The organism is Wolbachia endosymbiont of Drosophila baimaii, from assembly GCF_028982185.1.
Classification (GTDB): Bacteria; Pseudomonadota; Alphaproteobacteria; order Rickettsiales; family Anaplasmataceae; genus Wolbachia; species Wolbachia pipientis.
The window spans coordinates 1-5,599 of record NZ_JAPQLE010000106.1 but is presented as its reverse complement, the minus strand read 5'-3'; the positions used below and the strand labels follow the sequence as shown (position 1 = coordinate 5,599).

The 5,599-nt window shown below is 34.8% G+C and carries 6 protein-coding genes and 1 pseudogene; 2 read left to right on the top strand and 5 right to left on the bottom strand.

Annotated features, from left to right (window positions below):
* Positions 1-506 precede the first annotated feature (506 nt).
* Positions 507-1,097, bottom strand: a complete 591-nt coding sequence (tmk, locus tag OZD66_RS03555; RefSeq protein WP_182367217.1) for a dTMP kinase — start codon at positions 1,095-1,097, stop codon at positions 507-509.
* A 108-nt stretch (positions 1,098-1,205) separates the two neighbouring features.
* Here tmk and OZD66_RS03550 point away from each other — a divergent pair, with 108 nt between their 5' ends.
* A complete protein-coding gene (locus OZD66_RS03550; RefSeq protein WP_182367219.1) occupies positions 1,206-1,778 on the top strand; it encodes a thioredoxin family protein in 573 nt (190 codons plus the stop codon).
* A gap of 5 nt (positions 1,779-1,783) precedes the next feature.
* Positions 1,784-3,502: a monovalent cation:proton antiporter-2 (CPA2) family protein gene (locus tag OZD66_RS03545; RefSeq protein ID WP_182367221.1), complete on the top strand. Its 1,719-nt coding sequence runs from the start codon at positions 1,784-1,786 to the stop codon at positions 3,500-3,502.
* A 30-nt stretch (positions 3,503-3,532) separates the two neighbouring features.
* On the opposite strand, the gene OZD66_RS03540 is transcribed toward OZD66_RS03545, so the two are convergent.
* The 4 genes and pseudogenes from OZD66_RS03540 to OZD66_RS03525 form a co-directional block, all read right to left on the bottom strand.
* Positions 3,533-4,150, bottom strand: a complete 618-nt coding sequence (locus OZD66_RS03540) for an SURF1 family protein (RefSeq protein WP_182367223.1) — start codon at positions 4,148-4,150, stop codon at positions 3,533-3,535.
* A 1-nt stretch (position 4,151) separates the two neighbouring features.
* Positions 4,152-4,628 (bottom strand): bacterioferritin, encoded by a 477-nt coding sequence (gene bfr / locus OZD66_RS03535; protein ID WP_182367224.1) that lies wholly within the window; start codon positions 4,626-4,628, stop codon positions 4,152-4,154.
* Between the two features lie 59 nt (positions 4,629-4,687).
* A complete protein-coding gene (locus OZD66_RS03530) occupies positions 4,688-5,182 on the bottom strand; it encodes an RDD family protein (protein ID WP_182367226.1) in 495 nt (164 codons plus the stop codon).
* Positions 5,182-5,514, bottom strand: a pseudogene (locus OZD66_RS03525) (HAD family hydrolase); the annotation flags it as partial. The pseudogene OZD66_RS03525 and the gene OZD66_RS03530, both read right to left, overlap by 1 nt.
* Positions 5,515-5,599 lie beyond the last annotated feature (85 nt).

Here is a 5,599-nt window from a genome sequence, read left to right as displayed (position 1 = left end):
TTTAGAATAAAAAAACGCCATACTTGAAAGTATAATGTAAGTAATTAGCCAACCACGGGGCTTCTTTTGCCTTTTTTTTCATTTGGTAAATTTCTTAAATATTTATAGCTAAACGACAATCGTCATCCCGCTACTTGTTAGCGGGATCTGGAGATACCGCGGCGGTATGATGAGGGAGAATAGTTGCTACGTGTTAGCGGCTGAGATACCGCGAATGAATCGCGGTATGACGGTCTGCGGCGGTATGACGGTTCGTGGTGGCATGACGATAAGCTCGTCATCCCGCTGCTTGTTAGCGGGATCTAGAGATACCGCGGCGGTATGACGTAGAGCTCGCGTTAGCTATACTTTTATACTCACCAACTCAGTATCCGATCTGGATCCAAGTGTCGGCTACTCGGATGACAAGAAAGAGGCTACCTGGATGACCCCTTTTCCTGACGGACTTAAATCACAATTATCAGCTGTTACAAAAAACGCCAAAAATAATTGCCTTTTAATTTAGGTTATGCAAGAAGTCTAATAATTTCATTGTGTACTTGATTATCATTTTTTGTTTCAATTTCAGTGATGACATGGCACCTACCGGGCTCTTTTATGGCAATTTCTTTAAACCCTTTTCCAACTTTATTATAAAAATTAACATCCATTTCTTCATATTTATTCTTGTCTTTCGCTCTACTTAACCCAACTTTAACATCAATATCTAGAATAAATGTAATATCTGGATATCTAACTCCAGCCAACCTATGCAAATCTTCTATTAGTTTTAAATCAACTCCAAACCCATATCCTTGGTATGCAATGGTTGAATCAATAAACCGATCACAAATCACTATTTTCCCTTCTGCAAGAGCTGGTAATATTAATTTTTTCATATGTTCGTGCCTCATTGAGATAAATAGCAAGAGTTCAGAAATAGGATCAATATTATTTGTTAACAACACTCCTCTTATCTTTTCTGCAAAATCAGTGCCACCTGGTTCTCGAGTCGACACTACATTATTTTCGCCGTGAATTTGCTTAAAATGATTTGCAAGTAGCTTAGATTGTGTTGTTTTACCAGAGCCGTCTATTCCTTCGAAAGTTATGAACATAAGTTTTATAATTATAATACTAAAAAAGAATATGCAAACAGTATACATAGAAACCGTTTGACATTTAAATAATAAGACCGTAAATTACATATGGTATAATAATAGTCTATGGTTGCTCTGAACACTCCTAAAGTCGATTTTAGTTTTACTGCAAAAGATTTTAATCTTTTGGGAGTAGACAATAAATACTATACATTAAGTGACTGCTGTGGAAAAAATGGTCTTATCGTAATGTTTATATGCAATCACTGTCCTTACGTTCAGTCAATTATTAGCAATCTGGTAAGCGATGTTGATCAATTGAAAAAAGATTATCAGGTGAATACCGTTGCAATAATGTCAAATGATGTAAATGAATATCCAGAAGATTCCTTTGAAAACATGATTAATTTTGCCAAGGAAAATAAGTTTACATTTCCATATTTAATCGATAGTACACAGAAAATAGCTAAAGAATACGGGGCTGTTTGCACTCCTGACTTTTTTGGCTTTAATTCCAATTTAAACCTTTGCTATCGTGGACGTTTTAATGACACAAAAAAAGAAAAGGTCCAAAGCTATGAAGTAGGAAGTAGTGACTTATTTCAAGCTATGAAATTTATTGCAGAAACTGGTAATTCTCCAATTGACCAAAAATCAAGTATTGGCTGCTCAATTAAATGGTCTAATTCTACAGGTTAAATATCATGCACAGTGGCTCTCAGCATTTGTTTGATATTATAATTTTGCTTTCTGCTGCTGTGTTTATAGTCATAGCGTTTTGGAAAATGAATATTAGTCCAGTGCTCGGTTACTTCGTTGCAGGTGCAGTTATTGGTTCTCATGGATTTAGTCTGATACACTCAGCTGAAGCAATGGATAATCTTGCAGAATTTGGTGTAGTTTTTCTGTTATTCATTATAGGCCTTGAATTGACATTTGAACGCCTGATCGCTATGCGTATTCATGTATTTGGGTTCGGTTCTCTTCAAGTTATAGTTACCATGGTAGCAATATGGTGCATCGCTCTTGCTTTCGGAGTGAATACGAATATAGCAACAGTTATTGGTGGTGGGCTTGCGCTATCCTCAACAGCAATAGTGTTGCAGGTTCTGCAAGAAAAAGGTTCTCAAGCAAGTCAGGTTGGTAGGTTGTCGATAGCAGTACTATTAATGCAAGATTTTGCAGTGGTACCATTAATAGTATTGGTACCTTTACTTGCTGGCAATTCTGAGCACAGCCTGATAAGCTCATTGGCAGGCTCATTAGTGCAAGCAGCCATTGCATTAGTGCTGATATTTATAACTGGTAGATTATTGCTTAGACCTTTATTTTCGGTTATTGCTAAAATGGAAAGTAATGAGATCTTTATTTCAACGACGCTTTTAATAGTATTAGGAGCAGCATTTATTACTGAGCAATTTCATTTATCGTTGGCATTAGGTGCATTTGTTGCTGGATTGTTAGTTGCAGAAACAGAATATAGACACTCAGTGGAACACGCGGTATTACCATTTAAAGATTTGTTTCTTGGCTTATTTTTCATGACTGTTGGTATGTCCATCAATACCGAACTTTTACTCAATAAGTTACCACTAATTACTTTATTATCGATTATCCTTATCGTTTTAAAAACATCTATCATATATATATTGTGTAGATTTTTTGGGTTTAAGAGTGCACCTGCCGTACAAGCTGGGTTACTGCTTTCACAAGGCGGTGAATTTGCGTTCATTTTATTTCGCTTAGCAGATGAGCTAAATGTGCTACCAAGTGAACTCGCTCAAGTACTTATGATGGTAACTACAGTAACCATGGCTTTCACTCCTCTTTTATCGGGGCTTGGAGATTGGGTAGCAAGCTCATTTAGCACTGAGAAAACAATATTAGATGATGAAGCTGTTGAAACAGATACACAAGATCTTTATAACCATGTGATAGTTGCTGGATTTGGTAGAGTGGGATATATGGTAACAAAAATGCTTACGGCAGAGCATTTAAGTTACGTTGTTGTAGATATTCAATCGAAAATAGTCAAAGAAGGAAAAAGTGATAGTTTTCCTATATATCTTGGAGATGTTACAAGATGTGAAATTTTAAAATCGGTAGGAATAGAAAGAGCTCAAGCTCTCGTTATTTCAATAAAGAATGAAGTTACTATAAAAAAAGTTGTTTCTTTAGTTGCTGCAAATTTTCCGCATGTAAATATTGTAATACGCTTACCAGATCTGAGTAATGTGGAGGTTTATAGAGACCTAGGAGCTAGTAAAATTATTCCTGAAACATCTGAGATAGGATTGCAGCTAGGCGGAGCTGCACTGAGCCTCAGTGGTATTAGCGAAAGTGGAGTTACGTCTTTAAAAAGTAGATTTAGAAAAGGTAATTACAGTATGTTAAAAGATCTTGGTAGTGATAAAGATGAATGACTACTTCTCTAATTTTATGTACAGAAAGCTTCAAGCTTTATTGAGGTTTTGCCTATAGTAAATTACGCACATAATTAACCAAGTTAAGGAAAGTGCAAACCAAGTGATTGCATATTCCAAATGCTTCATTGGCTGTATAGCTAATTTGCTGCCAAAATTGTTCGACCACAATACACACTTCTCTAGCTTAATACCTAACTCATTGGAAATTTCCTCTGTACTCAGGGTAAACCATGTATTCGAAGCAGTATCGTTCTTGATAAACCAATTTTTGCTTTTATTGCTATCGCAATATAAAATTCCATCTACAACTACTTTTTCAATTTTTACTTTTTTCTCCTTTTTTTCTCTGACTATTCCTTTATTCACCAACATGTAACGTCCAGTGGTGAGCAACATAGGAGACAGCACGTGATAGCCGTGTTGCCCTGCAAAAACATATAGTTCTATGCTACTTAGAATCCCACCAATCTTGACATGCCTATAGTTAAATTTTTCAAGGTCGTTATTGGGCAATAGATGAACCACTGGAAGATTCATATTTTTGATAATATTATTCTTCCAGTTCAATCTGAATACTTGCCATAATCCTAATAAAAAAAGAAGTGAGCAAGGTATAATTAAAATAAATACTATTTTTTTTAACACTCTATATTTGTGTTCTTAAATAGTTTTCAACACCCATTAGTTCAATAAGATCGATCTGTTTCTCAATCCAATGGAAGTGCTCTTCTTCATTTTTTAACATCCCTTCTAATAACATTACACTAACAAAATCCTTTTCTTTCTCAGCGATAGAAATCGTTTCTTTGATATCCTTAATACCTTTTCCCTCTAATTTCAAATTAGCTTCTAAGATTTTCCGTATTGTGTCTTTTGTAAACTTTCCATCATACTTTGATATTTCGTTTGTATCCTGAAAATTTGGGACTCCTTTAAATAACAAAATTCTTTCTGCCAACTTGCTTGCATGTTCAAGTTCTTCGTTAAGCTCATTTTTTACCTTTTCTGCAAGTCTATTAATTCCATTGTTTTTGAGAATCGCAAAATGCAAAAGATACTGGCGTACAGAAGTCAGCTTATTGGTCAATAATTTGTTCAAATGTTTTACTATCTCTTCATTCATAATCTTCCCCTAGTTCAATTCATCAGCATAATTTATATGATAACGATAGTTATAGCAACTCATTTAATAGTTCCTTTGATAACAACCGTATCAAATAGCATGTCGTGGTATGTCTGTTTTTTCTTAGAGAAGCAAGCAACTAGATACCAGCAGAGAGTGAGTAGCACTATAATTACTTTCAATGCACTCAAGACATTCACTAATACTTCCTGATCTTGCAAAAATTCAGTAAGGACAACTACTACACTGTTTAACAAAGGAAGAAAAAACTGGGAAGAGCTTCTGTCAAACGCTAAATTCAAGTCTATTTTAGAATTATCTAAATTGATAGTATACATATTCATTAACTGTTGACCGGGAGTTGCTTGGGCCTTTGAAGATATAAAATATGTGAAGTAACTACAATTTACACACATGTATGATAGATGTAAGATCAACGGAGAATCCTCTAATAGCAGTATAATTAATAAAGTTGGAATTAATAAAATTGCTACATCTATTAAATACGCGCAAAAGCGTCTTGTTATACTGGCAATCTCTGTAACAGCGGTCATTACCTATCTTCTAAATACTTTATTACAAAATCTGTAAGTTTATCAAAATGTTGAAAACATAACAAATCTTCATAACCGCTTATTGATTGACCGTATATAATAGGTAAACAATTGGCATTTTGTGCACACAGAACATCTGTGATGCTATCACCAACGAAAAACACATTTTCTCTATTTATAGGCAACGTACTCTCTTCTAATGCGAATAACAGTGGGGTTGCAGATGGTTTATCTTCTGCAGTATCGCATGACCCAACCACTCTTTCAAAGTAAGAATCTAGTTTAAAATAGGTAACTTCTTCACGTAAATTAGTATTTTTCTTATTACTTATACCAATTCTCATTATTAGGAGGACAAATAGGAGACATTGCAGAGTTGTTTAATTATGGAGTGGGTAAGAGAGGTAACAAATTTAC